This window comes from Lactococcus petauri, from assembly GCF_023499275.1.
Classification (GTDB): domain Bacteria; phylum Bacillota; class Bacilli; order Lactobacillales; family Streptococcaceae; genus Lactococcus; species Lactococcus petauri.
The window spans coordinates 907016-932761 of the sequence record NZ_CP094882.1 but is presented as its reverse complement, the minus strand read 5'-3'; the positions used below and the strand labels follow the sequence as shown (position 1 = coordinate 932761).

The 25746-nt window shown below is 38.0% G+C and carries 26 protein-coding genes; 1 reads left to right on the top strand and 25 read right to left on the bottom strand.

From position 1 onward, the window contains the following. Window positions 1-7: 7 nt before the first annotated feature. The 23 genes from lgb_RS04625 to lgb_RS04515 form a co-directional block, all read right to left on the bottom strand. Window positions 8-808, bottom strand: a complete 801-nt coding sequence (locus lgb_RS04625; protein WP_017370221.1) for an ABC transporter permease — start codon at window positions 806-808, stop codon at window positions 8-10. Continuing rightward, entirely contained in the window at window positions 808-1602 is a 795-nt protein-coding gene (locus lgb_RS04620; RefSeq protein WP_019293494.1) for an ABC transporter permease, read from the bottom strand. The genes lgb_RS04625 and lgb_RS04620 overlap by 1 nt, the downstream gene beginning before the upstream one ends. Beyond that, a complete protein-coding gene (locus lgb_RS04615; protein WP_019293495.1) occupies window positions 1599-2870 on the bottom strand; it encodes an ABC transporter ATP-binding protein in 1272 nt (423 codons plus the stop codon). The genes lgb_RS04620 and lgb_RS04615 overlap by 4 nt, the downstream gene beginning before the upstream one ends. 835 nt (window positions 2871-3705) lie before the next feature. Next, window positions 3706-4608 (bottom strand): HAD family hydrolase, encoded by a 903-nt coding sequence (locus tag lgb_RS04610; protein WP_019293496.1) that lies wholly within the window; start codon window positions 4606-4608, stop codon window positions 3706-3708. A gap of 12 nt (window positions 4609-4620) precedes the next feature. Further along, window positions 4621-5529, bottom strand: coding sequence for a UDP-N-acetylmuramate dehydrogenase (murB, locus tag lgb_RS04605; protein WP_019293497.1), 909 nt, complete (start codon window positions 5527-5529; stop codon window positions 4621-4623). Between the two features lie 153 nt (window positions 5530-5682). Further along, window positions 5683-6588, bottom strand: a complete 906-nt coding sequence (locus lgb_RS04600; RefSeq protein ID WP_019293498.1) for an RluA family pseudouridine synthase — start codon at window positions 6586-6588, stop codon at window positions 5683-5685. Then, window positions 6589-7041 (bottom strand): signal peptidase II, encoded by a 453-nt coding sequence (gene lspA, locus lgb_RS04595; protein ID WP_019293499.1) that lies wholly within the window; start codon window positions 7039-7041, stop codon window positions 6589-6591. It lies immediately after the preceding gene. A 139-nt stretch (window positions 7042-7180) separates the two neighbouring features. Then, a complete protein-coding gene (locus lgb_RS04590) occupies window positions 7181-8395 on the bottom strand; it encodes an ArgE/DapE family deacylase (RefSeq protein ID WP_019293500.1) in 1215 nt (404 codons plus the stop codon). Window positions 8396-8499: 104 nt separating this feature from the next. Next, window positions 8500-9993 (bottom strand): helix-turn-helix domain-containing protein, encoded by a 1494-nt coding sequence (locus lgb_RS04585; protein WP_019293501.1) that lies wholly within the window; start codon window positions 9991-9993, stop codon window positions 8500-8502. 71 nt (window positions 9994-10064) lie between these two features. Beyond that, window positions 10065-10469, bottom strand: coding sequence for an ArsC/Spx/MgsR family protein (locus tag lgb_RS04580; RefSeq protein WP_019293502.1), 405 nt, complete (start codon window positions 10467-10469; stop codon window positions 10065-10067). Between the two features lie 101 nt (window positions 10470-10570). Next, the gene (locus lgb_RS04575) at window positions 10571-11449 is read right to left on the bottom strand and encodes a metallophosphoesterase (protein WP_019293503.1); all 879 of its coding nucleotides are present in this window, start codon (window positions 11447-11449) and stop codon (window positions 10571-10573) included. Between the two features lie 66 nt (window positions 11450-11515). Then, complete coding sequence (locus tag lgb_RS04570) at window positions 11516-11857, bottom strand: nucleotide pyrophosphohydrolase (RefSeq protein ID WP_019293504.1); 342 nt, start codon at window positions 11855-11857, stop codon at window positions 11516-11518. Further along, complete coding sequence (locus lgb_RS04565) at window positions 11854-13602, bottom strand: DUF2075 domain-containing protein (protein WP_081252679.1); 1749 nt, start codon at window positions 13600-13602, stop codon at window positions 11854-11856. The genes lgb_RS04570 and lgb_RS04565 overlap by 4 nt, the downstream gene beginning before the upstream one ends. 127 nt (window positions 13603-13729) lie before the next feature. Continuing rightward, on the bottom strand, window positions 13730-14758 hold the full coding sequence (locus tag lgb_RS04560) for a DUF3048 domain-containing protein (RefSeq protein WP_019293505.1): 1029 nt from the start codon (window positions 14756-14758) through the stop codon (window positions 13730-13732). Window positions 14759-14853: 95 nt separating this feature from the next. Next, on the bottom strand, window positions 14854-16005 hold the full coding sequence (locus tag lgb_RS04555) for a mannitol-1-phosphate 5-dehydrogenase (RefSeq protein WP_019293506.1): 1152 nt from the start codon (window positions 16003-16005) through the stop codon (window positions 14854-14856). A gap of 109 nt (window positions 16006-16114) precedes the next feature. Then, entirely contained in the window at window positions 16115-16546 is a 432-nt protein-coding gene (locus lgb_RS04550; protein ID WP_017370234.1) for a PTS mannitol transporter subunit IIA, read from the bottom strand. 1 nt (window position 16547) lies between these two features. Beyond that, window positions 16548-18482, bottom strand: coding sequence for a BglG family transcription antiterminator (locus lgb_RS04545; RefSeq protein ID WP_019293507.1), 1935 nt, complete (start codon window positions 18480-18482; stop codon window positions 16548-16550). 24 nt (window positions 18483-18506) lie between these two features. Then, on the bottom strand, window positions 18507-20336 hold the full coding sequence (locus lgb_RS04540) for a PTS mannitol transporter subunit IIBC (protein WP_019293508.1): 1830 nt from the start codon (window positions 20334-20336) through the stop codon (window positions 18507-18509). A 383-nt stretch (window positions 20337-20719) separates the two neighbouring features. Continuing rightward, entirely contained in the window at window positions 20720-21142 is a 423-nt protein-coding gene (locus tag lgb_RS04535; protein WP_019293509.1) for a gamma-glutamylcyclotransferase family protein, read from the bottom strand. Then, window positions 21136-21777, bottom strand: coding sequence for a pyroglutamyl-peptidase I (gene pcp / locus lgb_RS04530; RefSeq protein ID WP_019293510.1), 642 nt, complete (start codon window positions 21775-21777; stop codon window positions 21136-21138). The genes lgb_RS04535 and pcp overlap by 7 nt, the downstream gene beginning before the upstream one ends. An 18-nt stretch (window positions 21778-21795) precedes the next feature. After that, a complete protein-coding gene (locus lgb_RS04525; protein WP_017370239.1) occupies window positions 21796-22728 on the bottom strand; it encodes a DUF979 domain-containing protein in 933 nt (310 codons plus the stop codon). A gap of 3 nt (window positions 22729-22731) precedes the next feature. Then, window positions 22732-23406, bottom strand: coding sequence for a DUF969 domain-containing protein (locus lgb_RS04520; RefSeq protein ID WP_017370240.1), 675 nt, complete (start codon window positions 23404-23406; stop codon window positions 22732-22734). A gap of 172 nt (window positions 23407-23578) precedes the next feature. Next, window positions 23579-23992, bottom strand: coding sequence for an Ohr family peroxiredoxin (locus lgb_RS04515; protein ID WP_019293511.1), 414 nt, complete (start codon window positions 23990-23992; stop codon window positions 23579-23581). Between the two features lie 109 nt (window positions 23993-24101). Between lgb_RS04515 and lgb_RS04510 the strand changes: the two genes are divergently transcribed. Further along, on the top strand, window positions 24102-24542 hold the full coding sequence (locus lgb_RS04510) for a MarR family winged helix-turn-helix transcriptional regulator (protein WP_019293512.1): 441 nt from the start codon (window positions 24102-24104) through the stop codon (window positions 24540-24542). 45 nt (window positions 24543-24587) lie between these two features. Here the strand turns inward: lgb_RS04510 and lgb_RS04505 are convergent, their stop codons facing one another. Beyond that, window positions 24588-25280, bottom strand: a complete 693-nt coding sequence (locus lgb_RS04505) for a type 1 glutamine amidotransferase domain-containing protein (protein ID WP_019293513.1) — start codon at window positions 25278-25280, stop codon at window positions 24588-24590. A gap of 99 nt (window positions 25281-25379) precedes the next feature. Further along, window positions 25380-25742, bottom strand: coding sequence for a DUF1304 domain-containing protein (locus lgb_RS04500; RefSeq protein WP_019293514.1), 363 nt, complete (start codon window positions 25740-25742; stop codon window positions 25380-25382). Between the last annotated feature and the right edge of the window lie 4 nt (window positions 25743-25746).

Here is a 25746-nt window from a genome sequence, read left to right as displayed (position 1 = left end):
TCCTTTCTTAAGTAATATTTGGCGTTTTTCCGGCAGTATCTGATTCTCTCATGATTATATAATACCCTATAACCAGTAAGATTGAGAAGAGAAATACAATTGCGGATAGTGCATTGATCTCAAGGGAGATTCCTGCACGAGCACGTGAATAAATCTCGACAGACATTGTCGTAAAGTCATTTCCTGTGACAAAGAAGGTAACGGCAAAGTCATCTAAGGAATAAGTGAAGGCCATAAAGAACCCAGCGATGACACCAGGTGTCAAATAGGGCAGAATCACTTCTCTTAATGCTTGAGTCTGCGTTGCCCCCAAATCATAGGCAGCCTCAACTAAAGATTTATCCATCTCTTGGTAAAGTGGCAACACCATCAAGACAACAATCGGAATAGAAAAGGCGATGTGGCTCAACAAAACTGAGGCAAAGCCAAGTTTCATTCCTACTAAGGTAAAGAGAATCAAGAAACTTGCACCAATAACAACGTCAGGCGATACAATCAAGACATTGTTTAAGCCTAAGAAAGTCGTCTTACCCTTGGCTTTAAGATTTTCGATAAACATGGCACCAAAAGTTCCAATGATTGTGGCAATTAAAGCACTCAAGAAAGCCAAGAAAAAGGTTTGTACGACAATCAAAATTAAACGGCTGTCTTGAAAAAGTTCTTTAAAGTTATCTAAGGTAAAGCCTGTAAATTGATTCATATCCCCGCCTTCGTTAAAGGCATAAAAAATCAAGAAAAAGATTGGGGCATAAAGGATAAAGAGCACGAAGCCCAGATAGATTTTTCCGACACGGTTTTTACTACGCATTAGCTACCCACCTTTCTTTCTCTTGTCACTAACATAATAATCATCATCGCAAAAACTAAGATGATGGCAATGGTTGAACCCATCCCCCAGTTTTGGGTGGTGAGGAAATGTTCTTCAACTGCAGTACCTAATGTTATTACCTTATTTCCGCCAATCAAGCGTGTCAGCATGAAAAGTGACAAGCTCGGAATAAAAACAGCTTGGACACCTGAGCGTACACCATTGAGCGATAAAGGCCAAACCACATGAATAAAGGTTTGCCACCGTGTTGCACCTAAATCATAACTGGCTAAGACGAGGTTTTCATCCAAATCCTCAAGAGCATTAAAAATAGGCAACACCATGAAAGGAATAGAAATATAGGTTGCTACAAAGATAAAGCTAAAGTCTGTAAACAATATCTGTGGTCGGCCAAGTCCGATAAATTGTAAGAAACTATTCACAGAGCCATACTTTCCGAAGATACCAATGAAAGCATAAGCTTTCAGCAGTAAATTCACCCAAGTGGGCAAGATAATTAACATCAAGAGAAGCTGTTTGTGCTTGAGTTTCGTTAACACATAGGACACAGGAAAGCTAATCAAGAGTGTAACGACTGTAATGATGAGGGCATAGAGGATCGAATTCCAAGTCATCATCAGATAAGTTGAGCTTGTAAAATACTGGCTGTAGTTAGAAAAGGTAAAATGTCCTTGAATGTTGAAGAAAGATTGCCAAAGTAAGAGGATAAGAGGTGCTACTACGAACAGTCCAACCCACAGAAAGTAAGGGACAGAGAAGAGTCTTTTAGTCATTCTTCTTCCTCACTTTCCCCGTTTTCTTGCTTATGCAAAATATCGTTTACAGCTTGCGCCAGCTCAGTCAAGTCCATTGTGTTTTCCAAGGCTTCCTGAACAGCATCCATGATGGCTGCCTCTTCTTCTGCAGCTTCTTCTTCGACCGCATTGGCGATACCGATAGTTTGCTCTTCTTCCTCAACATACTCTTCGATACGCGCATCAAATTCTTCTTCGGTCTCATCAAGACGCATAATGTGTATAGCTTCAGGCTCAAAGTTCAAACCAACCGTTTCTCCAACTAAGGCCTTGTGGGTGGAGTGAATCAGCCATTCGTTACCAAAATCATCATAAGCCACAATCTCATAATGTACCCCACGGAAGAGTTGTGTATCGACTTTCACATTGAATTTTCCTTCATCTGGCAGGGTAAACTCAATATCTTCAGGACGAATGACCACCTCAATCGGCTCATTAGGCCGCATTCCGCCATCGACAGCTTCAAATTGTTGACCGTTGAACTCGACAAGATAGTCCTCAATCATGCGGCCATTGATAATATTTGATTCACCGATAAACTCGGCTACAAAATGGTTAATCGGTTCGTCATATATATCGGTTGGTGTGCCTGACTGAACAATTTCACCCTCATTCATAATGAAGATCCAGTCGGACATGGCCAAAGCTTCTTCCTGATCATGAGTCACAAAAATAAAAGTGATACCCAGGCTTTGTTGCAACTCACGCAGTTCATATTGCATATCCTTACGGAGCTTCATATCCAAAGCCGACAGGGATTCATCCAGCAAGAGAACTTTGGGTCGGTCAATAATGGCGCGTGCAATAGCAACACGTTGTTTTTGCCCCCCAGAGAGTTTACTGATAGCACGTTTCTCGAAGCCTTCTAGTTGCACAAGCTTAAGCGACTCAGAAACACGTTGTGCGATTTCTGATTTGTTCACTCCCTTGATTTTCAAAGCAAAAGCCACATTATCAAAGACCGTCATATTCGGGAATAATGCGTAAGATTGGAAAATCGTATGCACGTCGCGCTTGTTTGTCGGGACATCATTGATACGCTGACCGTCTAGCAAAATATCTCCAGATGTGGCATCTAGAAGTCCAGCAATAATATTTAAAATCGTTGATTTACCTGAACCAGAAGCACCAAGTAAGGTATAGAACCTCCCCTCTTCGATCTCAAAAGTAATGTCTTTGAGCACTGTCGTACCACTATCTTCATAGGTTTTCGTTACGTTTTTAAATTCAATGATATTTTTAGTCATGGTTTCATCCTTCGTCTTGGATTTAGAGTTTTAATTGTTGGCAACCAACACCGGAATCTCAAAACCGGTTGAGAGAAATAAGTTTTCGTTATTTACAAAGAGAGCTAAAAGTGAGCTAGCTGATGGTTAATATCAATAGCATATTATAACGGCACCTGACGTTGAAAAACAAAAACGATATTTTTTGTTTTTCAACTAATGAGGGGCTTAGGAAATCCTTATAGGGATTTCCGTTTGCTATCAGGGCCTTTAAATGAACAACAGCATATTATGACGGCAAAAAATCAAAAACGATATTTTTTTGATTTTTGACTAATGAGATGCTCAGGAAAGGTCCTATAGGACTTTCCGTCCATCATTAGCGCCTTCAGGCGCAATGATGGTAGCATATCAAAAAATCCAAGTGTACACACACTTGGATTCACATTCAATCTTTGATTACATATAAAAAGCAGTCTTACTGCGGAGAGACCGAGTAGTCAACTTTTAGTACTCTTATTGATGCGCGCAAGCGTGTTTCTTGGGTGGAGTGTGAAGCTCCATAAGCAAAATAATTTGCTTAATCAATAAGGCAATAAAATTGCCAATCGGCTGTGACTCTGGCTGTCCGTATGGCCTTAGTTTTCGCTTGTTTACAGCAAAAATGAGTCCTATTTTCTGCTGAGCAGAAACTTTTATAATTATAACGTAAATTTTATGTCAATGCAAGAGTGAATTTTCTCTTTTCCTGGAGATTAGGCAAGATTTCATAGAGCTTGCCGTCTAGCATTTAGTGGCTTTAGCTACAAATGCTAGTAGCGAATTAAAAAATCAGAGACTTCTCTGATTTCATTTTTTATTTGTATCCTTTTAAAGTCAGGAATTCGACCTGTTTTTTACTTAATTCTAGCATATCAGCTACCGTTTCTAAGTCAAATTTCCCTGTAGACAAAAGGCGCTCTGCTGCGAGGTTTACACCAGACTTAATGCCCAACTCAAGGACAGGATTTGTCTTGTCATTAGAATCCATGATGTACTTGTTATCTGGAAGATCAAAAAGAACTTTTACGGCGCCAAAGAGTTGCTCAAAAGAATCAATTTCGACGTCGTGTACTTTTTTTCCTTGTGAAATACTGCGTCCGCGGTGATTAAACCACATTGTTTTCCAACCACCGTTGTGACCGCCCATAACATCATTGTCGTAAGAGTCCCCTACATACAAAGTTGTCTCAGGATTCATGCCAAATTGTTGCGCAGCCAAGTTAAAGATTTCTTTTTCTGGTTTTTGGAAACCAGTTGCTTGCGAAACAATCACATGACTTGGTTCAACATAATCATACAAACCAAGTTTACGTACTTTTTTCAGCTGATGTTCTGTTGGACCATTAGTAATCACACCTACTGGAATATTACGTTTTTTCAGAAAATCAAGTGTCAAACGCATTTCATCAAGCATCGTGATATTTTCCAATTCGTATTCATAAATTTCTTGGAAATAATCTCCGGTAGCACGTGAAATTTCAGGATAGCCTAAATCTTTAAGTGTTTCATTTGTACGATAAAAACGGAAATACTCAATATCCCACTCGCCCGCAATTACTTTTGGGAAACCAAGGTCTGAATAGTGACGGTAGCGAATGTAAGCTTTGTTCATGTCGGTCATGTCAAAGTCTGGGAAGACTTTCGAAATGGCACGTCTGAATGGTGCTTGCTGGTCATAAATTGTATCGTCAACGTCAAAAACTATTGCATTAATCATTTTTCTTTGTTTTTATCTTTCTAATTTCTCACCGATAATACGGACTTCTGCTTCTAGTGTTAATCCAGAATTTTCCTTCACATGCTCAATGACATAAGCAATCAAATTTTCGTAATCTGTAGCTGTACCCTGATCGACATTAACCATAAAGCCAGCATGCTTTTTAGATACTTCCACACCACCGATACGGTGCCCTTGCATACCTGCCTCTTGGATAAGCTGTCCAGCGAAATGTCCGGCAGGGCGTTTGAATACTGAGCCACAGCTCGGATATTCGAGCGGTTGCTTACTTTCACGTAGTCCTGTTAAGCGATCCATTTCCGCTTTGATAACAGAAGCATCACCAGCTTCAAGTTTAAACTGAGCTGATACAACAATCAAGTCCTCATCACGAATAACAGAATGACGATAGCCGAATTTCATTTCATCTGCCTCTAATACACGGAGATGACCTTCCTGGTCAATAACAGTACAATTGAGCAAAACATGGGCAATTTCACCGCTATAGGCGCCAGCATTCATAAAGACTGCCCCACCAACAGAACCCGGTATTCCACATGCAAACTCGAAGCCCGTCAAGGCATGATCAAGCGCAACATGTGTGGTGTCAATCAATTTTGCGCCTGCTTCAGCTGTGATTACATTTTTATCTACTTTTACGTGATTCATTTTTTCAAGTAAAATCACTAAGCCACGAATGCCACCATCACGAACGATTAAGTTGGATGCATTACCCAATACTGTAATTGGTGTTTCTGCTGCTCGTGCTAAGTCGAGAAGCTCGCTTAACTCTTCACTTGAAGCGGGAAAAGCAAGAAAATCTGCTGGTCCGCCAACTTTGGTGTAGGTGTAATTTGACAATGGCTCGTCATATTTGACAAGCAAATCAGGAAATTTTTCGAAATCAGATTTTTTTAGCATAGAACTATTTTACCACAAATTCATTCTAGGACGGTAAAAATTTATAAAACAGCTTGATGGTTTTTATTTAACAATAACTCAGAATTCACAACGGACTTAGGCACTCTGAAATTATACAATAACCTAAGGCGTATTGGACATAAAAAACCTGTCTTACGACAAGCCTCTTAAATTATCAAGTTGTTGAGCAAATATTTCAGGAATGTCGACCTGGAACTCAAGCAGTTCGCCCGTTGCAGGATGCTCAAAACCTAGGGTTTCGGCATGGAGAAATTGTCCCTTGTTTGGCGTTAAAGTTTTACTTGGGCCATAGAGAGGATCTCCAGCGATTGGGAAGCCAATATAAGCCATGTGTACACGTATCTGATGTGTACGCCCTGTTTCAAGCTCAAGGGCAACAAGAGTATATCCAGGGAAACGTTCCAAAACGGTAAAATGCGTTTTTGCTGGTTTTCCACCTGAAATCACAGCTTGCTTCTTACGCTCTTTAGGATTGCGACCAATCGGGGCTTCAATCGTACCTTTTTCATTTGGTAACTCGCCATGCACAAGTGCAATATAACGGCGTTTATTTGTTTTTGCTTTGAGCTGTGCCGCTAAAGACTCATGTGCGGCATCATTTTTGGCAATCATCAGCAAACCAGAAGTATCCTTATCAATACGGTGGACAATTCCGGGGCGAATCACACCATTAATAGAAGAAAGATCTTTGATGTGGTACATAATGGCGTTGACCAATGTACCTGAAGCATGTCCCGCACTTGGGTGAACAACCATTCCTTGGGGCTTGTTAATTACTGCCACATCAGAATCTTCATAAACAATATCTAAAGGAATATCTTCAGCTTGGATATCAAGCACTTCAACTTCTGGTAATTCGTAGGCGATAGTTTCCCCTGCTTTTACTTTATATTTTGCTTTTTTTACTTGCCCGTCTACCGTGACTTTCCCATCACGAATCAGCTCTGTCAATACTGAACGTGAAGTATCACTCAAGTTTGCTAAAGCCTTGTCTAAACGAAGCCCCGCATTTGGCTCGTCAATAATTACTACTGTCATTTATTCTACCTCTTTGTCTAAAATAATCGCGATAAAGAGTACTACAAAACCTATTGAAAGCAGTATATCAGCGATATTAAATATTGGAAAATTGATGAAATCCGTCTGGAACATGTCCACCACAAAAGATTGTCGCACCCGGTCAATAAAGTTCCCTAGCGCTCCCGAAATAATCAAAGTCAGTGCGGCAAAGTACCAGTTTTGATTTATTTTTTTATTAAGGAAATAAAGGGCGACTATAATCACGATCGGTGTCAAGATGAGGAAAAACCATTGTTTTCCTTCGAGCATCGACCAAGCTGCACCTTCGTTTCGAAGATAGGTTAGGCTGAGGATACCAGGAATAAATTCCTTTTCTCCTCCCAATGGAATATTAGCAACAGTCCAAGCTTTCAATAGCTGATCTGCAAGAATACCGAGAAGTATTAAGCCAAGGGAGATTATTTTTTTCATACTCTTTATTATACTATATAGAGCCAATAAAAGATAATAGAAGTTCATATAGGAAGAAAATTGAGGAAAAGTCACAAAAAATAACACTTTGGCTCAAGAAAGGTTACTTGGCCAAAAGTGTTATCTCCTCCTATCCGTTTCAACTTGCAAAATATTTTTGAATCATATTTTCGTATATTTTGATAAAGTCTAAAAAGCTATCTATAAGGACATACTCGTCAACAGCATGCGCTGTAGCATTTCCGGGTCCACAAACCACAATATCAAGATTAGGATTAGCTCTTACAAACTGTGAGGCGTCTGTTCCACCAGATACACCAACTTGTGGTGCTTTCTGCTGCAGATGTTCTTCCAAAACTTCAGAAGTTACTTTTACTATTTTTGAGTCTGGGCTACTTTTGACAGGGGCAACATTTTCGGTGACCTCTAAAGATAACTCTACTGCTTGCTCACGATTACATTCATCAATCAGCGCTTGAATATCCGCAATCAATTTTTCATTAGACAATGCGGGAATGGTACGGATTTTCACACCCATACTCGCGTTGGCCGGAACAGTATTGATCTGTTCACCACCATTAATCAAAGTCACGACTGGAATAGTTGAACCTAAAAGATCATCTTCTTCTGTAAGCTTATCAAAATATGCTTTTTGTTTATCATAAAACTTAAGTAAACCTTCGATGGCATTTTGACCAAGCTCTGGCATTGAGCTATGTGCAGCCTTGCCTTTGGCATGTACCTTATAGTTGACGGAACCTTTATGGCCAATAAAGATGAGACGCATCTCCCCGTCGAACTTCGGAATATCGAGCGGAATAGTATCTTTCATTTGTTGCAATGTGGCGAAGTCTCCACCTGTTGGCTCACAGACAACTAAAGCTTCCATATCATCGGCATAACCAAGTTCTGCAAGCTGACCTGCTCCAAGTTCACCTTTTTCTTCACCTACAGTAGCGAGTAAGCGCACTGTCCCATTCAGAGAAACGCCACTTTCTTTGAGATTAATCATAGCTACAACGGCTGCAACAAGGCCAGACTTCATGTCTGTAGTGCCACGTCCGTACATTTTTCCCTCTTCGGTTACAGTCGCACTTAAAGGCGGATATGTCCACTTACTTTCATCTCCTAAAGATACTGTATCTTCATGCCCATCAAAACCTATTACCGGACCATTACCGTTTCCAATCTCGGCAACAAGACTGGCGCGTCCTTCGCTGTAAGGAATTATCTTGGCTGCAATATCATGCTCTTGAAGTAACGCACGCAAATAGTTCGCCACTTCTTCTTCGTTGCCATTGACTGAGTTGATTTGGACCACATCTTGTAATATTTTTATAGCATCTAAAGCCATTTTAATACCTCTTATCGTCTTTTTTAATACTTCTAGCTTATCACTATAGGAAAAGATATTGGGGTAAAAAATGGCAGATGGGAAGCAACAAAAAAAGACGAATATTACTCGTCATTTTTGGTGATTAAAATATGTAGATAGTCCTCAATATCCTCGATTTCCCTTCGCGTGAGGAAAGGATGAACAAGGAATAACTGCGCTGGTTTTTTCAAATTACTGTGCTCACCCATAGCGCTTGTCGAAATAACGATGTCTACATTTTGTTCTGGTTCTGATAGACTTGTGATTATTTTTAAATTATAAAGATGACCAAATTGATTAAAAATTTGCCGGATTAACAATTTTTCTAGCATCTCGGACAAATCAGTATCAATGAAGAGCGTGATTTCTTTTTCCTGAAACTGGACGGGCATAAAGAAGGATAAAGCCAGTATATACTCGCCAATCAAGTATTCTTCATTTAAAAAGAGTGTGAGTCCACTTTCTTGATATAGCTCAGCAAGGAGTTTTTTCAAAGACTGGCGCATGACTGGGAAAAAGTAAGACGAAACGTTAATTGCATGGTGCCCAGACTCTGAGAAAATGATGTTTGAGAATAGGTCCGCATGCAAATGACAGGGATAAATATACCGCAAGAACAATCTTCTTTTCTCTCCAGAGAGTTTCCCTGTGTGTGTTTCCATTTTTTGCACCAAACGTTCTGTAGCTTCAAAGGCGGGTGTCCCTTCAAGAACACTCCAAAAATCGGGTGCTTTATGCTCAAGACTATTATAAATTTTGCTCTTAGTCATGGCTTCAATCAGTAAAAAGTCCACTTCATGTTTAGGAAAACCATAATTTTTATAAAATAAAGCGTAAATATCCGTCTTATCATCAATCCATTCACAAATCGAACGATATTTCTCCCAGCCTTCTTCCAAGTTTACTGAAAAGCCGCGTTGATATCTGCTGAAATTTATGGCAAACATATAGGCAATTTGATAAGCTGTAAACTGATTCATCTGTAAGTCTATCTCAAGGCTTATTTGCGAAATCAAGTTAATGATTTTTTCTTTATTAACTCCTGAAAAAGGCCACTCATCGCCTCGGTAAAGGCGCCAAAAGAGAATATTTAACATTCCTCTGACTTGTTGTTCATCCCCTTGAAAAAGATACTGTTTTTTTCTGGTTACAACCTTCACACCTAGATTGGCCATCATTTGATTGGCACTTGCGATGCGCTTTTTAATCAAAGATTCGCTGACAAAGTTCTCCATAGCCAAACGTTCCAGATTTGCATCTTTATTTAAAGCAATCGAAAAGAGAATCTTATAAATAATGATATTTTCGATGAGTTTCTGGCGAAATTTTCGATAATCACGCGCATCCTTAATTTCTAAAAGGTTTCCGCGCCCTTTTAATATTTTGAGATTGAGATTGTCAGAGTCAAAAGATCTTATCTCATGAAGTAAACTATTAATCAAACTGGTCGTACGTTTTGTACTGATCCCCAAAGTTTTTGCCATTTCTTCGGCATCAATCCAGTCGCCCTTCTCTTTCATAAGTTCCAAAAGTTTGAGCTCCAAACTCACACTATCTTCTATCGCTGTTATTTTCATTATAAATATCCCTTACTTTTTGAATGCCCTATCTCCTTATTATAACTCTAAATTTGTAAACATTACAGTTTTTAATCGCGCAGATAACGTGGAATGAACTTCCTCATTTCGACTTCATTATATCCTACCAACATCTTATTTTTACCAATAATAATGGGTGTAATCAAACATTCTGGATACTCAGTGACGAAAGCAAGAGCTTCTTTAAAAGTTAATTTATTGAGTCCCATTAGGGCTTTCAAGGTCTTCTTTGAAGATGTTCGTGATTTTTTAGTAATTTCTGCAAAACCACCTTCAGATAGAGATAAAATTTCCAGTAAATCCGTTTCTGATATTTTTTCAATTCGGACATATTTCGCTTCTATCCCATAGTTCTGAAACCACGAATTTGCTTTTTGACTGGCGGTACAAGGTTTGCGGTAGTATACTCTAATCAAGGCTTCACCTACAATTCTTTCCGTTTCATGTATAGACAACTCTTCTATTTTATAATATTTAAAGCTGCAAAATAGTCACTTTACAGGAGATGGCAAAGCTCTTTTTGTAACAAAAAAAAGAGAGTAGCCCCTCTTTTCTTTTAAATATAAATGGTGAACTGAGTTACCTCAGGTATAACTCCAAAACGCGCGTGAATCGATGTGGTTCCTATCCCTGTATTGACATATAATTGTGTAATGGCATCAAGCTGGTATAAGCCCCGTGTATACTTCTCAGCCAGAACATTTTTTATCGGATAGAAGGGAATCCAGACCTGACCACCGTGACTGTGACCCGCTAAAACCAGCTGTGTATCTGTACCGATAAAAGCATCCGCCACATCTGGTTCATGTGTCATCGTGATGGCATAGTCATAGTTTTGACGGTAAGCAAGCGTATCGGATACCGAAGGATTTCCTAAAAGAGAATCGTCAAGTCCACCTAAGAAAACTTGGCGACCATCGCTCAATGTTAGAGTTTCTCCTTGGTTTCTTAGCACGGTAAATCCACCCGCCGACATAACATCTTCATAAACGCGGACAGCACCGCCACCATAATCATGATTGCCCCAAACGGCATACTTCCCAATATTTGCCTTAAAAGCTTTTAATTTTTCAATCATTGGTGCCATCTGTTCTGGATACTTGGAGTAATTATCAAACAAATCTCCTGTAAACAAGAGAATATCTGGGTTTTGGGCATTAACCTTCTCAATCACCTTATCTAAACGATTGGTTTCATAGTATTCAGAAACCTGCAAATCAGAGATTTGTACAACGTTTATTGGTGTCCGCTCATTTTTCTTTCCTAGCTCAACATGATTGACATGCACAAGGAAGGGCTCAACTTTCCAGGCATAGAAAGGCAGAGCAACGATGAGCAATATAAATACGCTTATGATAGATAAGAGGATACGTTTCGTTTTCTTTTTAGTTTTTTTACTTGTTCTTGGAGGTGTTTTTGTTTTTGGGTTTTGCATAGTGTTTTATTATAGCATAAAGATTAACCAATATTTTTAATTGTAAGGTTATATTTTATTATCATGCTAAATATTTAAAAGGTCAGTATATTTTTTTCTACTTCCTTTACTTTTATTTATAGGATACTTAGCTGAATTCTTTTTTAATTTTTCTTCTATGATATCAGAAATATTTAAATCTAGGTTATCAGCCAACATATAGCAATAAATCAAAACATCGGCTAATTCTTCCCTAATCCTTTCGATATCTTTAACTCCTTCATCAGAAGTCTTCCACTGAAATAGCTCTAACAGTTCAGCTGCTTCTAAAGAGATGGAAATCGCTAAATCTTTTTCGTTATGAAATTGTCTCCAATCTCTTTCATCCCTAAATTTATTAATCTTCTTTTGTATTTCCTCAGGAATCATATTTCCCCCCTTTGTGCTTTAGATAATGCCATTCTTAATTCCTTATCTACTGCATAAATATAAAGTCCATTAACCCCTCTAGTTAACAAAACATTTAGCTCATTTTTCAGCAAATAATCTGAAACATCTAACATTTCACCATTCTCAATTTTACGCCTTTGAGTAGCTTTTATATTTTTACTTTCTGAGGAATCAAAAACAATTTTTCCATTTCTATATTTTACTGACGGGCCAATAATAACACCCGCAATATTTAAGTCAAAACCTTGTATAGTAAAGGTAGATCCTACCTCATTGATTGTTTGTTTTTGCTCCGCCCACGCTTTGTTTTTTTCTGTTCTCTCTACAGGAAGTTGAAGATTCCAAGGGAGGACTAGTTCTTTGGTTGTAACCATCCAATAATCACCTTCTGTATTTTTTTTACCTTTGGTATAAGGCCAATCGAAAGTTGCAATTAATCGTGAGAGTCCTTTTTCTTCATCCAGTGATTTCTTTCTTAGTGCTTCATACATAATTAGAGAATTATCAAATACTTTTAAATCATATTGCTCATCATAAGGAATCGGTAAAATTTCCTGTTTATCAATCAATGTTCTTATCCAATTTATAGTTTGATGACTGGCATTTATTCTAAGTTGATTTTCCAAATGAAAATAATTATTTTCAAGGTTAGTCGTATGTACTAAATTTAGATATTCTTCATTGCTAATATACTGTTCTCTTGAAAGTACTTGTTTCTTATCAAAAACTGCTACGACCACCTTTGCCCTCTCTAGTATATCTTTTAAATGATTTTTACCCTGATAAGCTTGTTTTCCCTGTGTCCAGAGTAGATGAGCCTCATCAATAATAACTATATCTACTTTTTCCTTAGGGGATATAGTTTTTATAAAATGGGTAGGCTTGGCAACAGTTTCATTATATGTTTTTGATAACTTTAATTTCTGAACTAATTGTCTATAAACTTTTAATTGTTCATCATGATTAACCAATAAATATTGTTTTTTTCCTAATTTTTCAATTACTGGATTTTCTGAATTTTTCTGTGATAGCTTAGAAAGTTCATAAAATAAAGAACTCATAAGTACTGTTTTCCCTGATCCTGCTTCACCGTCTATTAAAAGCAGTTGTCCCGTTTTATTTTGGCTTAATAAAGAAGTAATTCTGATGATAATTTCTTGTCGAATATCCAGTTGTTCGGAAGTTAGTTTATGAAATGGGGAATTTTTAAATAATGCACTTTCTTTTATTTGATTTTTATTGGGAAACAACTCACTATTCTTTAGTCTTAATTTTTCCCATATTTTAGAAAATATTTCTTCCAATTCCCAATCTAAATAATATGAATCCTGTGGATTGGTAGAACGATTGTATAAACGCGTGTTATCTTTAGATGATAAATAATGCATGAGTCTATTTTCAATATCTAATGTGAGTGACTTATTAAAATGATGATGTGCAATAATAATCATCATAGAATTCTTAGCATCGGCAAGACTTTTAAAATCTTCTCTAAATTTTACATCTTGTTTCAAATGTTGATAAGTTCTGTTTTTTATTTTTATTGTCTCACCAATATAAATGGTAAAAATTTTTCCCACCTTATTATATATAACATATACAGTAGGATAGTTTTCTATGTATTTTCTATCCTTTTCAGAAAGACTATAAAGATTATCTTGAAAGTTTTTATAAAAGTTTTCATTGTAAGTTACTTCATAAATTATTGGCTCTTCTATTTCCATAATAAGTCCTATCTATTCTCTACTACCTATAAATCATTTATATTATAACATACCTAGCATTTTACTAATTAACACAATAATAAAAAAAACAGAGTTTAATCTGTTCTTTTTATTATCTAATCTTATACTACTCCCAAACAACTTCCCGACTATTATCAACTGCCGTTATCCAAGTTTGACCTGCCTTGAGCGGGATTTTGTTTCCTTGACCGTCGGTGAAGCTGATATTTGTTTGTGCATTTGGTTTGGCCCAATTTCCTTCTTGGACTTTGCCGTTTTGGAAAATATAGGCCTTGCCTGTGCCAGTCGTTTCGATATCCATGTGGTTACCATCTGCGGATAGTTTTTGATTGACCATGATTGCAATGACTACATCTGGTGAAATTTGACCCTTTTCTCGGTCTTGATGTGCTTCACCACCTTGGAAACGTTGATAGGTCTTGCTGGCTGTATCGTAATGATAGCTGACTTCAAAAATACCGGTAGAGACTGGAAGTCTGATAGCTTGAGCAGCTGGCAGGTCACTTTCTGTTTTATCTGACTTGAGTGCTTGTCTGTCCCAGCTTTGGAAATCAGATTTCTTCTTATCTAGCTTGGTCATGTACTTGTCCAAACCACTCATTTTCGTATACATATTATGTGGTGCCACGCGGTCCTCAGAACGCCAGAAGATACCCTCAGGTGCTTTAAATTGATCTAAGTCTGCGACATAATCACCCGACTTAACCATGTTCAAAGCTAACTCTGAGCCTCCCACGTGAGCTAAGCCAGCATCAAAACCAGCTGCCCACTCCACAAAGTAAGGACGAATAGAACGCACAGGACCGATCAAATCAGGCTGTGCTTCCTGATAAAGGGCGACAAAGCGTGTAATGCCTCCTTCAGCGACAGCTTCAAAAACTACTCCCGCATCTTTAAGACCAGACTGTGGACGCGCTTCTGGTGAATTTTCCACCATCACAGCAGTTATCGGGCGTTTTGCCTTATCAGCTGTCGTTTCAAGGCCTGTAAGTTCTGATCGTACAGGACCTGATTTTTCCTCTTGTTTTACTTCTTCTTTTGCTGTTTTTGGAGCAAAGACCTTCGTCTGCCAAAGGAAGAGCCCAACTGCACCAACTAAAAGGGCGATGATGATAGCGATTACTTTTTTCTTCATAGTTTTATTATATCAGAAAAGTCCTTTCTTTCACCATTTTAGTCTTCTAAGTAAGTTAAAAGCCTCATCAAAACGTAACTTTTTTCAATAGAAATTCACTTCATATATTTTTTCGCACTCGCCTCAATCTCCGTAATCAAGCTCTCATCTGTAAGACTAGTGACTTCACGGATGACTGCGTTAAGCCCTTTTTCTTTTAATGCTTCTTGCAAAGCCACAGCTTCTTTATCGTTTTCGTCTTTGTAGGCAAATATTTTCCCCACAACTGCCAAATGGCTTTGATAAGATAAACCGCGGTCAGAAAGTTCACGGATTGGGCGGATAAAGCGTTCATCGTAGCCTAGCTTACGCATCGGAGTACGTGCTACACGACTTATCTCATCCACTATCTCTGTGTTTGAGAAGCGCTCAATAATCGTTTCATGATAAGCTTTCAACTCTTCCTCAGTAAAGTCCCATTTGGCTAAGAGCAACTGGCGTGTTTCAGCTTGGACGTCTTTAAGTGAGGCCAATACTTCATTATTTTGCAAGGCTTCTAAAATAGTTTGGTAACCATAATATGCGCCTGTATAAGCCACTGTCGCATGACCACTGTTAACAGAGAAGAGTTTACGTTCAATATAAGGTTCCAAATCTCTGGCATAATGAACACCTTCAAGTTTTACTTCACTGTTCTTCAGTTGACTTTCATCCACAACCCACTCACGGAAGGGTTCAACGACAACATAGAGCGGATCTTCATGCGATTGATTGGGGACGATACGGTCGACTGCCGCATTGGGAAAGCCAATCTTCGAATCTACAAATTCTAAATCAGCTGGAGTTAAGAATTCTTTGACCTTATCAAAAAGAAATTCAGAACCCCCAATCATGTTCTCACAAGCAAGGATGTATAATGATTTTTGATTTCCTTGGGCTTTACGCTTTTGAATGCCTTTGGCAATCAGTTCCGCAATAAAAGGAAGGATGTTGGGGCCAATCGCTGTAGTAACGATATCAGCCTCTGCGATAGCCTCAACAACTGCTTCAGGGTTCTGCGCATTGTTAATGCCCGAAACGCTATGGACTTGAATTTTTTCATGCGATTGCTCTGCCAGCTCAATCGTATATTTTCCTTCCTCATTTAAAGCGTTGATGATTTTTTCATTAACATCGACAAAGGCAATTTCAAAACCGTTCTTATATAAGATTTCTCCGATAAAACCACGTCCGATATTCCCTGCGCCAAAATGTACTGCTTTTTTCATTTGTATTTACCTTCATTTCTTCTTTTTACCCCTTCATTGTAATCGTTTTCTTTCCGCTACTAAATAAAAATCTTGGCACTTTTTACTGTGCCAAGATTTTTGAGATTATCTAGTTTTCAAAGTATGCTGCGATTTCATCAACAGTTTGTGCATCTGCGATTTTAACGACATTATCGACATCAGCGCAGAAAAGCGAGATTTTTTGGATAAGCTCCAAATGCTCGTCTCCCACACCTGCTATTCCAAATAAAACAGTCGCCACTTTGCGTTCTTCAGCATCACCAAAGTTTATGCCCCGAGGAACTTGCACAATACATATGCCGGTTTTTTTAACTTCTTTTTTTGCTTCATCTGTGCCGTGAGGGATGGCGATAAAATTCCCCATATATACAGAAAGTTCCTCGTTGCGTTGAACCATAGCTGGAATATAGGCTGCGGTCACACAGCCTGCATCATGAAGTAAGGAACCACAATATTCAATCGCTTCTTCTTTTGTTTCAAAATGTTTATTTAGTTTTATCAGATTTCTTTGAATTCTCATTTTATTCTCCATATTTTTGGATTGATTCAGTCATAATCATTTTTAAGAGCTCTTCGACAACTTCTTGATTACCGGAATCATAAATTTTCGTATACAGTTTATTTTCGATGATTGAGCTCGATATTCTTCCCAAGAGATATGTCGCATAATGGTCAACTTCTGGAGGTGCTAATAACAAGAGAACACGATTAACGCTTATTTTCTCTTGGTTCATAGCAATTACTTCTATGTGCTCCTCTAAATCATATATTTTGAAAAGCGGATACGGCACTGTTCCATGGAGACCATGAAGCAGTGCAATATTTGTATCCGGAATGGCCAAATGTGTCGCCTCGAAACGTTCTAACAAGAGCCGAGCCAATCCTTCTTTTTCTGAAAAACCCAAGCGCTGTACAATAAGTTCAATAACAGCTTGCAAATGGGGTGGATTTTCTAAAGTTTCCAGAGAAAATTGTTCTAATAAAGTATTACTTATACTGAATAACCTGCTTAGATCTACTGTATGTCGAGGCTCATCTTCCCTATTTTCTTTCCTTGCCTCTTGTTGAATTACACGCAATTGGTGACGAATATCATCCGTATTTTTCTGATCCAATATACGACTCACATAAATATAATTCAACTCTTTTTCTGTTGTAAATACTACATCATAGTGCTCCAGATCCGGAATTTCAGACAATTGGATAATATCAATACGCTTCAAAAAGGGGAAATTTTTCTTTAAGTGACTAATCAAAAATTCACAAGAGATTCGCCCCCGACTTGTAACAATAGCCGCTGTTAAGGGAAGAACCAAATCACTTCGTTCAAGAGTCGCTACGAAATGCAAAGTTACAAAAGCTGTATCTGTGCTGGAGAATTTCCGTGAAAATACTTTCGGCAGAACATCCTGCACAACCTTAAAAACTTTTTTGTTGTCCGCTTCAATCTTTTTGATAAACTTATTTTCTTTTTCGGAGGAAAGATCCGGTAAAATTTCTGTTTCTTTTAGATGAGCATAAAGAAGGCCATAGAGTTTATCGTCTTTGATAAAAGCAATATCCATTTTTTGTGAAACCTCACTGATCAGTTGGCGTACTTTATACGAAAACTGACTGTCAAATTTTTCCATAAAAAGAACTTCACGTCCAAAACCAAAGTAAAGTACATCATAAATACTGGCTAGATAAACAATCTCTGCGAGACTAAAAGATGTTCCCCCTAGCTCTTGGATAATTTCCCTTACAAAGGCAATTGCTTCTTTACTTGGTTTACGCCAAAGTCCAGATGAAATTGTCTTTCCTTGGTTAATCCTTAGCAGTGTTATGCCAAGGAAAAATTGCATCAAAACCTTACTTTTATCGACCGCTTTTATCTCGACATTTTTTTCAAAGATTGCTTTTGCTGTCTCTAAAAACTGTGTTTCCAAAAATGAAGAAATTTTGCCTTCCGCAAAATCGCCATTCAATGCTTCACTGATACTCATCGAGTCATTTAATATCGAAACCAAGACTGAACGAATTTTTTCTTCTTTTCCAGTAATCCAAATTTCGTCATCTTGATGTAAAAAGAGTTCATTTTCTTCACAAATTTTATCTAAATGTTTCAAATCCGAAATAACAGTGGGCAAACTTACTGCAAAACGTTCTGCTAATTCTTCAAGAGAATGATGCTTCGTGACTAAAAGAACAATCTCAGCTTTTTGTCTTTCTTGAGGCGAAAACTCCTTGAGCTCCTGAAGTTGCTCTAACCGGGCAAGATCTCCTTCTAAATAATAGCCTTCTGTTGAAGTACGTAAATAAATACCCATATTAGGCAAAGTCAGTTGAAATTTATCTAAATCCCGATAAATTGTTCTTCTGCTGGCTCCAGTCGCTTCCATCATATCTGCAACGGTCAAGGTTTTCTTCACTAAAAATTCTTGGATGATTTGTTGTTCACGTTGTGTTACTAACACGAGGTTTCCCCCTTTACTTTTGGTTTATAACTTGTTCAAACGTGCGACAAGTTGATCATATCTTGGTGTTGTAATCAGACTTTCAACCTCGAGATATTGAGCATTAGGCGCAACTCTTTTAGCACGATGTGTAAACTCTTCTGTAGTTACAATCATGATGTTTGCTGCATTGAAAGCTGCTAAACCTAAAAACTCTACATCTGAAATCGGAAGCTGAATGCCATTCATCTTAAAGATGGCACCTAATGTTTCTTTACCCATCGTTGCGGAACCGATATGCTCACCATCATGAGCAAAGACAACCTCATCGATTTGATTCAAATCTATTTCTTCTTCTACTGTTGGACTGTTCGTTAAGGTTACCGGTTCATTTTTAGATGGCTCTGAAGCCTGTGTTTGAGATAATTGGGAAATAATCTCATCGTATTTTGGTGAATTTAAAAAGTTGGAAACAGAATATCGAATTGCATCTGGTGACATTATCGCCGCACGAGCAGCTAATTCTTCTTGTGTGACAACGATAGTATCTGGCCCTGCTTTAAGATTAGCAATAGCAATATTTGTAACGTCTTGTGGCAGACCAGCTTTATTAACTTTATTTCTAAGAATTGATGCGCCCATCGCAGATGAACCCATACCCGCATCACAAGCAAAAATGACATGTTTAACCGCTGAAAAATCAACTGCTTCGTGAGATGGAGCAACTTGCCCTTTGGCAACAGCCTTTGCTTCCGAAACATTGGCTTGTGCTTCTTCAAGTGCTGAGTCATCAACCATTGACTTGTCACGTTTCAAAATGAAGGACGCAACAAGGAAGGAAACACCTGCCGCTACAAGAATACCGGCCCAAACACTAAGAATATTTCCCAAGCCTCCTGCAGCCTTACCAGAAGCCATTCCTGTGATGGCAATAATTGAACCTGGAGATGCTGGTGCTTGAAGGCCTGCCCCCAAGAAATTGTTTGTCAAAGTACCTGATACACCACCAGCAATTACTGCGAAAAACAGAGCTGGTTTCATCATCACGTATGGGAAATAAATTTCGTGAATACCACCAATAAATTGAATAATTATCGCACCTGGTGCTGTAGCTTTTGCTGAACCTTTACCAAAGAGCCAAAAGGCAATCAAAATACCAAGACCTGGTCCAGGGTTTGCTTCGAGTAAAAACAACAGTGACTTTCCTTGTTCACTGGCTTGTTGGATACCCAAAGGCGTTAAAATTCCTTGGTTAATGGCATTATTTAAAAATAGAATTTTAGCAGGTTCAATAAAGACATTTGCTAAAGGAATGAGATGGTTGGAAACAAGGAAATCAACTCCTTGCCCCATAATATCTGTTAAAGCTGCAACTAATGGACCAACTATTTTTACGGCAAATAATGAAATTCCGAAACCAACAAGACCGGCAGAAAAGTTGTTAATCAACATCTCAAGCCCTGCTTTGATATGAGGTTGCACGACCTGGTCGAATTTTTTAATCAGCCAAGCTCCGAGTGGCCCTAAAATCATAGCACCTAAAATCATCGGAACATTACCGTTTTCATTAAGTCCGCCCATCGTAGTTGTTGCTGTGGCAACAATCGAACCAAATGTGGCAATTGCACCAACAACACCTCCGCGGTGATCATAGATATTTTTACCGCCTGTATAACCAATCATGACTGGAATAAGAAAGACCAGCATTGGGCCAACCATAGCAGCAAAAGTACTGTTTGGTGTGAAACCGTCTGGGATAAAGAACATCGTGAGAACACCCCAAGCAATTAAGATTGGAATGTTAGGCATAACCATATTTGAGAGTGCTGTTCCAAGTTTCTGAACACGCACTTTAAGACTAGTTTTTTCTTTCATTACAACTCCTTATAAGATAATTAATATTGTATATTTAGATTGTAAACGCTTTCGATTATGTTTCATAAAAAAACCTTGGCACTTTTTATTGTGTCAGGGTTTTATTGTGTGTTTTATTTTTTGAGGATAAAGATAAAGCAAACTTCTCTGTCTATTTCTTTTAGTAAAGTGAGAGAATATCTTCTCCAAGAGTTATTTCTGAATTTCATTTTGTAGTAAATCAAAAGTAGGCGCTTCCAAAGCAAGTATAGCACATGTATTAGATTATTTCCATTTTCTTTCACTTTTATTAATAAGAGTGTTTGTACTCCAAATTATCGCTCACTCTCTTTTGAGTAACGCTTCGTTTATCAAAAAAAAAGAAGTCCAACGACTTCTTGTTTTTATTCAACCGTCTGCAACATATATTCCAACCAGTCTCCTGAAATAACAGGTACTAACTGATCATTGGTATTAAGACTTGCATTTGGATTATAGTGATAATAGTAAACTTCTTCTGTTTGGCCGTTACTGAGAGAGGCTGTGGTACTTCGACGAATGTATTCGCTGCTTTCTGGACTTTCTGGGTTAAAATTTTCCATACCATCGAGTGTTCGAACACTTTTTGAGAAGTCATAAAAGGTAAAAACTTCTCCTATTATTTCTGAATCACCGTCAAAGATTGCGGGATAACCCTTATTTTCAATATGAAAGAGATTGCCCTTAATTTTTGCTGGTGTACTTTCCAGAACCTCACCTTTTAAATATTTTTCATAGTTAAACATGTCTGTACGTAAGCTACCGTATACAAAAACTTTCCTTAACATATTTCCCCACCAATAACACGTAAATCTTCAGAATAGCGCGTGCATGCTTCTAAGGCAACTTCAATCCCTTTAACAATCTCGTCCAATGACATATAAGGTGTATCTTTTTTATCAATGACTTGTGATGTAGCATAAGGAATATGAATGAAACCAGCTTTAACTTCGGGATATTTTTTCTCTAAGAGGTAACGCACACCATAGAAAACATGGTTGCATACAAAGGTACCGGCTGTGTTAGACAAGGTTCCAGGAATGCCAGCTTTATTTAATTCGCTAACCATTGCTTTAACTGGCAATGTAGAGAAATATGCTGGAGCACCATCTTCTTTTACGGGCTCATCGACAGGCTGATTGCCTTCATTATCTGGAATTCTGAAATCATCCACATTAATGGCGACACGTTCTGGCGTAATCGCAAAGCGTCCACCGGCTTGGCCAATATTTACAACCACATCTGGATGATGTTTTTCAATAGCTTCTTCAATTTTTTCGAGTGATTTATAACGTACAGTCGGAATAATCAACTTAATAATCTCAGCACCGTTGATTTCTGATGCAACACGTTTCACAGCTTCTTCAGCTGGATTGAGTGCTTCACCACCAAATGGATCAAAACCTGTTAACAAAATTTTCATAATAGAATAATCTCCTTTTTAAAATGCGATAAAGTACATTACGAGAATGTGCAGAACGATAAGCGTAAGTGAAACTGGCGCTTGTACCTTGATCACTTTATTCTCATCTTTCATCTCAAGCAGGGCAGCGGGCACGATATTAAAGTTGGCTGCCATTGGCGTTAGTAAAGTACCACAATATCCTGCAGTCAGTGCTAATGCCCCAGCAATTACGGGATTTGCTCCTTGGGCAAGGACAAACGGAATCCCAATACCCGCTGTGATGACAGAGAAAGCCGCAAAAGCATTCCCCATAATCATCGTGAAAATCACCATGCCAAGAACATAAGCTACTACGCCGAGCAAGCGGTTATCCGCAGGGACAATACCTGTGATCCCTTGCGAGATAACTTCACCAACACCTGCGGTTGTAAAGAGTGCACCTAAGGCAACCAACAATTGTGGTAAAATCGCAACCGGCCCCATTGAATCAAAGAGGCGTGCGCCATCCTCCACGGATTCTGTCACTTTTGCTTTTGTCATTATCAATGCAAACACTAAGGCAACAACCGAAGCTACACCGATAGCAAAGAGTGAAGCATTGGTAAATTTACCTAAAGCCATCGCAATGCCAACAGCTACAAATGCCAGAATAAAGGAAGGAATAAAGATTTTATTCTTCAAGACTTTAGACTGTTTTTCGCCAAAGTTGTCGTCCAAAGCTTTATATTTCCCAAAGGTCACTTGCTTAGTTAGTGTAAGCAAACTGCTTAAAACAATAAAGAGTCCTACAAGCCAGGCTGGGATAAGTGCGCCAAAAATAAATGGTATAGCAATTAAAATCCAAAAAAGAGCCGTTCCGAAACGTTTACTTCCCTGTATTGTAGTTAAAGCTTTATAGGCCATATAAATCATGAGTAAACCCATAAGGACATAAAAAATATTTAATGAAACGTCAATAAAAGCTTGCATGGTTTATTTTACCTCTTTCTTTCCAAATTTTCGAAGAAGTTTTCTGTCATACAGTACAAACTGGATAGCTGTCACTAGAAAGGCAAGGACAGCCATGATAATACTGGCAACTGCTACGTCTACGGCTGAAACATCATAGTTAAAACTTGACATGGTTGAAGTAATCAAGAGAACACCAGCGCTCCCTGCAAAGAGATTTTGCCCAAAGAAGTTACCATAGTTTTCTGCTGCGGCAGAAATTGCCTTAATATCATCGTCTTCAGACTCCACATCACCAAATTTACTCACTGCGGCAGCTTTGGCCATCGGCTGAATGAGTGGTCGAACAAACTGTGGATGCCCACTAATACGAATAGACATTGCGCCTGCAATAAAACGAATAAAAACATAAACAAGGGCAATACGACCTGTTGTAAGTGACTGAATACGGCCAATAAGATCTACTGCACGTTGGCGAAGTCCATTACGTTCCAAAACACCGATAACTGGAAGAGTCAAAACAAAAAGCGAAACCATACGGTTATCGACAAAAGATTGACCTAAAATAGTTAGAATCTCCTGAATGCTCAAACCTGCAACCAGACCTGTAGAAATCCCAGCGACAACAACAACAAATAAGGTCTCTATCTTGAAAACAAAACCAATCAAGACAATCAAGACACCTATGAGTTTAATCATAAAATAATTCCTCCTAGAATATATATATCAGACAATTATACACTATTTGTCTATTATGCACAATTTATAATTGGATAATATTTTATGTTATTGTCTAAATAAATAGAGATAGCTCGTAGCTATCTCTATTTATATTATTCCCTGATACTTATTCTACCAGTATTTCTCAGTTTTAAAAAATATCAATCGTAACTTCAATATTACCTTTTGTCGCACGAGAATAAGGACAAGTTTCATGGGCCATTTCTAACAATTCTTTTGCTTCCTCAAAGCTTACACCGTCTATATGTCCTACGATATCAACACCTAAAACAACGTCAGGTACTGCGCCTTGACTTAAGTTATAGAGAGATACAGTTACTTCTATAGTTGATTCTCCATCAACATTTCTTGATTTTTTGACATAGTCTAAAGCACTGTTAAAACAAGCGCTATACCCCGCTGCGAATAACTGTTCTGGATTTGTCGCATCCACAGCTTTACTTCCTGGCGCTGCGATCTCTAATTTAAAGCTATTATCGGGAGAGTGGACTTCACCATTACGGCCACCTGTATTTATCATTTTTGTTGAAAATATTTTTTGCATTACCTTACCTCTTTTTATTTTTGATTGTGCACAATTTAATTTTACTAAATATAATTGAATTTGACAAATATATGAAATCAGTTATAATAAAAATATTTGGGAGGACACCATGAGTAATTCGATTTTAAACAAGGAACTTTGCTTTCAACTATACATTGCTTCTAAAGAAATTATAAAACAGTACAAGCCGTATTTAAAAAAGTATGACTTAACATACACAAGCTTTATTGCTTTGCTGGCATTAGAAGATGGCATGACCGTGAATGAGTTGGGGGAAGAATTATATTTAGATTCTGGTACCTTAAGTCCTTTATTAAAGAAATTGGAACAAAAAGGATATCTTGTTCGAAAACGTTCGCGTTCGGATGAGCGTATTGTCAAACTATTTTTAAGTGTAGATGGAAAAAAACTCAAAAAAATGCTTCCTGCTATTTCCCTACAAGTTGGACAAGAACTTGCAGGACAATCTGATGAAATTAATTATAATAGTTTGATTATGCAACTCTCTCAACTTAATAACATCATGAAAAATATGAAACGAGAACCATAACACTCTTATTTTTCAAACTAAAAAAGAAGGTAGACCCTTCTTTTTTTAGTGGTTTAATTTACGTAATTCAGCTACAAGTAATTCAGCTACTTTTTGGGGAGATTGAGGATTTTGTCCAGTAATTATTCGCCCATCTCTAATAGCATACTCTTTGAAAGCTGCGGCTTTTTTGTATCGCGCTCCACGTTGATTTAACTCGGTTTCGGTTAAGAACGGAACAGCAGTTGTTGTTCCATTAAGCTCTTCTTCTTCGTTTGTAAATCCGGTAACGACTTTATCTTTTATAAGGTATTGCCCCTCTTCATCTTTCAAGTTCAAAAGACCAGCTGCACCATGACAAACAGACGTTATAAATCCACCTGCATAATGAATTGCTTCAGCGACTTTCATCAACTCTTTATTTTCCGGATAATCCCACAGTACACCATGACCACCTGTAAAATATATAGCGCCATAATCCTGAGGATTTAAATCCGTTATTTTTTTCGTGTTGGAAAGAGCATCTTCCCTAAAACTTCTTTCTGTATACCATTTCCAATCGATTTCGTTCGCATATTTAAAACTTTCAGGATCAAGGGGAACATAGCCACCTTTTGGACTTGCAAAGTCAACTTCATAACCTGCAGAGATTATTTCATCATAAAAATGAGTTGTCTCGCCCAACCAGAGCCCTGTAGCTCTATTTGTTTTATTATATTTGGGCGTATTTGTTTCTATGATTAATATTTTTTTCGTCATTTTTTTCTTTCCTTTCCAGTTTGGGCTCACCTATACCTTCTTATAAAGCTTAGGAATTATTATAAAAACTGTTGTTCAGTGTTGGATTACTTTATCTATTTAGAAGAAAATAATACTAAGTAAAGTTAAGATGGCTAAACCACCTTGTTTAAAAATAATGAAGCGGTCGCTCGTGAGGCTCCCATACAGCGCAACTAAAATAATATATACCAAGAAGACACTCAATAATTCAATGCGTGCGGCAGAAACAAACAGTGCATAAAGTATCCCAATACCAATCAACCCGTTGTATACGCCTTGATTTTTAAACAGTACTTGGACGTTTTTGTTTTGTAAATCCTCGCTGGTCATTTTGAACACTCTAGCTGTTGCATCAGAAGTCGTTTTTACCGTTTCTAAATAGGTAATATAAAAGAATTCTATGGCGACCAAGACTCCTAAAATAGTTGTTATGACTGACATAAGC